At 74.1% G+C, this 1,193-nt stretch carries 1 protein-coding gene; it reads left to right on the forward strand.

The window, feature by feature from the left end:
• Window positions 1–1,193: molybdopterin cofactor-binding domain-containing protein (locus tag G6026_RS10095; RefSeq protein WP_182613097.1), on the forward strand; the 1,193-nt coding region annotated here is incomplete at both ends.

Below are 1,193 nucleotides of genomic sequence, written 5' to 3' on the forward strand. Positions count from 1 at the left end.
TCTCCGGGGCCCACCGGATCGCCGACCCCGCACGCAACGTCGTGGCGAGCTGGCGTGGCGCGGTGGGGGACGTCGACGCCGGGGTCGCCCGCGCCGCGCACGTCGTCACGGGCACCTGGAGCACCTCGCGGGTGCAGCACACGCACCTGGAGACACACGCGGTGATCGTCCGCCACATCGACGGCGGGCCCCGGTGCGGCGGCGCGCTGGACATCCGCTCGTCCACGCAGGTGCCGTTCCTCGTCCGGGACGAGCTGGCGTGGATCTTCGGCCTGGAACGGGACGACCTGCGCGTACACGCCGCCCGGGTGGGCGGGGGATTCGGCGCCAAGCAGGAGATGATCGTCGAGGACCTGGCCGTGCTGGCCGCCCTGCGGACCGGCCGCGACGTGGTGTGGGAGTACACCCGCGCCGAGCAGTTCACCTCCGCCACCGTGCGACACCCCTACCGGGTGACGGCGACGGTCGCGTGCGATGCCCGTGGCCGGCTCACCGCGCTCGACCTGGACGTGCTGTCCGACGCGGGCGCGTACGGCGGGCACTCGGCGGGCGTGATGTTCCACTCGATCACCGAGTCGGTGGAGCTGTACCGCTGCCCCGCCAAACGGGTGGCGGCGGAGGCCGTCTACACGACCACCGTCCCCTCCGGCGCCTTCCGCGGGTACGGGCTGGGGGAGGTGGGGTTCGCGCTCGAGAGCGCACTCGACGAGCTCGCCGAGGTCGCCGGGATCGATCCCGTCGAACTGCGGCGGCGCAACGTGGTACGCCCGGGTGACCGGTTGGTGAGCTCGGCGGGCGACGACGACGAGCTGGCCCTGTCCTCCTACGGGCTCGACCACTGCCTGGACCTCGTCGCCGGAGCCCTGGAGTCGGGACGGGGGGAGTCGGCCCCTCCCGGGTGGTCCGAGGGGACCGGGGTGGCGGTATGCATGATCGCCACCAACCCGCCGGGGGGCCACCACGGCTCCGCCCGCGTGGAGATCGACGCCGACGGCACCGTGCACGCCTACGTGGGCACCGCCGAGTTCGGCAACGGCACCGCCACCGTGCACACGCAGATCGTGGCCGAGGTGCTGGCGGTGCCCTCCGACTCGGTGGTGTTGCACGCCTCGGACACCGCGCAGCTCACCCACGACACCGGGGCGTTCGGGTCGGCCGGGACCGTGGTGGGCGGGCGCGCGCTGCACCGGGCC

The organism is Dietzia sp. DQ11-38-2 (assembly GCF_014145055.1).
Taxonomy (GTDB): Bacteria; Actinomycetota; Actinomycetes; order Mycobacteriales; family Mycobacteriaceae; genus Dietzia.